General features: G+C 67.1%; 5 protein-coding genes. All 5 read right to left on the bottom strand.

All coding sequences use genetic code 11. The features are described 5' to 3' along the window. Positions 1–68: 68 nt before the first annotated feature. The 5 genes from ABD327_RS36495 to ABD327_RS36475 are packed head-to-tail and all read right to left on the bottom strand — an operon-like array spanning position 69 to position 1,825. Positions 69–431: a hypothetical protein gene (locus tag ABD327_RS36495; protein WP_344235499.1), complete on the bottom strand. Its 363-nt coding sequence runs from the start codon at positions 429–431 to the stop codon at positions 69–71. After that, complete coding sequence (locus ABD327_RS36490; RefSeq protein WP_344235497.1) at positions 428–673, bottom strand: hypothetical protein; 246 nt, start codon at positions 671–673, stop codon at positions 428–430. Before ABD327_RS36490 ends, ABD327_RS36495 begins: the two co-directional genes overlap by 4 nt. Next, entirely contained in the window at positions 670–1,005 is a 336-nt protein-coding gene (locus ABD327_RS36485) for a hypothetical protein (protein ID WP_344458129.1), read from the bottom strand. The genes ABD327_RS36490 and ABD327_RS36485 overlap by 4 nt, the downstream gene beginning before the upstream one ends. Then, positions 1,002–1,430, bottom strand: coding sequence for an endonuclease domain-containing protein (locus ABD327_RS36480; RefSeq protein WP_344235493.1), 429 nt, complete (start codon positions 1,428–1,430; stop codon positions 1,002–1,004). Before ABD327_RS36480 ends, ABD327_RS36485 begins: the two co-directional genes overlap by 4 nt. Next, the gene (locus ABD327_RS36475) at positions 1,430–1,825 is read right to left on the bottom strand and encodes a GIY-YIG nuclease family protein (RefSeq protein ID WP_344235491.1); all 396 of its coding nucleotides are present in this window, start codon (positions 1,823–1,825) and stop codon (positions 1,430–1,432) included. The genes ABD327_RS36480 and ABD327_RS36475 overlap by 1 nt, the downstream gene beginning before the upstream one ends. Positions 1,826–2,088 lie beyond the last annotated feature (263 nt).

The following is a 2,088-nucleotide window of genomic DNA, read 5'->3' as shown; positions in this document are numbered from 1 at the left end:
CTGCGGAGCACGTGTTCCGCTAAGAAGCCCTCGTCCCGAGGGCTTTGACCATGCGCCCGTGTAGTCGCTCACAGGTACACCCCGTGTCCGTCGCCCTCGAAGGGCTCGTCCCCCGGGCGGATCTGCTCCATGAACCAGTCCGGGACCTCCCGGTCCTCGTCCAGCTCGTCCTCGTCGGCCGGGAACAGCCGGTCCCAGCAGGGCGGGCAGATGCCCGTCATCAGCGTCTCCCGGTCGTCCGCGGACAGCTCGGGCATGACGTGCTGGATGTACTCGCCCTTCCTCCACCTCTCGTAGCCGTCCTTCGGGACGGTGACGTGGTGGACGGCCTCGCACTCGGGGCAGGTCTTGGCGACCTTGATGGTTCGGGACTGCGAGGAACTCGCGTCCCTCATCGATCCCGTGCTCCGCTCGGGCTCGTACTCGGTCACTGGGAGTCCTCCCAGGCGAAGAGCTCCGAGAGGAACTCCGCCGCGGTGCCGTTGCTCTCGTAGAGCAGGCCCCCGTGGCTGTCGAGGTGGGAGACCCGGACCTTGAAAGACGGGTCCTCGTAGGTCCAGGAGGAGTACCTGTACCCCTCGTCGTACTCGATCTCGATCCGGAGGCCCTCGACCTCGGTGCCGAGCTTGTCCTTGTAGTACGCCTGCAAGGCGTCCATGAACGGCTTGCTCACTTGCCCACCTGCTTGTACTCGTAGGTGGTGAGGGCGACCTTCTCCACCGGGTGGAAGTGGATGAAGCCCTCCTCCTCCACGCCGTAGTAGTCACCGCTCCAGTAGTCGTCCTCCTGGTTCTCGGTGAGGCCGCGGTGGTAGTCCTCGCTCGCGAAGAGCGCACCGTCGCTCTCGCGGCGGATGATGAGCCGGTGGTGGCTGCTCCAGCGGGAGGACCCGCAGTCCTGGACGGCCTCGAAGGCGTAGCCGTCCATGGGCTCCGGGCTCTCCAGGTCGCCCTCCTCCAGCAGGTACAGGGCCAGGTTTCGGGGGAGCTTGATGGCTTCGGTCACCGGGAATCCTTGAAGTCGATGTGGTAGCGCTCTCCGAGAATCCGGAGAGCCGGGGGATTTTCGAGGGCATCGGCCGCGGCCCGGAGGACCTCCGGGCGATCGCGGGCCCCCTTGGCGAGCAGGTAGTTGTTGCACCTTCGGCACGCCAGCATTCGGACCAGGCCCGTTTTGTGGTCGTGGTCCACCGAGAGCCGCTCTCGCCGGCTCTCCTTGCAGATGGCGCATTTGCCGCCCTGGGCGGCGAACAGGACCGCGTACTCACCGGGCTCCAGGCCATAGGTCTCGGAGACCCTGCGGTCGTGGGTGGCCCTGGAGCGGTTGGCCTTGAGGCAGGTGGAGCAGTAGCGGGCCTTCGGGGAGCGGAAGAACCGCTCGCTGCGGTTCTTCTTGCACTGCTTGCACTGCTTGGTCTTCGAGGCGGCCATTAGCGGAACTCCCCCGCGGGGAAGGTGTTGGCGAGCCGGGCCCGCGCAATCGCGCGCTGGCGGACCTGCTTCCGGACGTGCTGCTGGAGCGACACCAGCAGCCCCGGTGACATGGAGGTGAGCCCCTTGGCCCACTCCACGGCCCCGGTGAAGTCGATACCGGTGAAGTACTCGCTCCTGCGGTGGCCGGCGCAGTTCAGTGCGCACCAGGAGATGAGGACCATCTCCGCCTGGTGGGCGGAGTCGAACGCCTCGGACACCCAGCTCTGGGCGATGCGGATCCCGAATCCAGCCACGCCCGAGGCGTGCTGGTTCAGGCGCCTCTCCGGCTTCGTGGAGAACCCCACCTTGGTGGTGCCCTCACTGAACTCGATGACGTAGATGTGGCCGCTCACCTACTCCTCCAGCAGGCTGAACAGGAAGCTGACGACGCGCTTCCACCAGGGGGTCTTCTTCTTCATGGCTTCCTCGGGGAGGGAAGGCCGGGGGCTTGGCACCCCCGGCCGGTGGGGGTCTGTCAGGTGGCCGTCAGGCCGCGTCGGGGAAGTCGCCCGGGAAGGGGCCGCCCTCGGCGGCACCTGTGAGGAGCCGGATGAACTCCTCCGCGGAGAGCTCCTCGTCCTCGAAGTCCTCCGGCGGGGTCACTGGTCGCCGCCCT

It is taken from the genome of Actinocorallia aurantiaca, from assembly GCF_039533685.1.
GTDB classification, from domain to species: domain Bacteria; phylum Actinomycetota; class Actinomycetes; order Streptosporangiales; family Streptosporangiaceae; genus Actinocorallia; species Actinocorallia aurantiaca.
The sequence above is the reverse complement of the archived record's forward strand: the minus strand, read 5'-3'. Positions and strand labels throughout refer to the sequence as shown.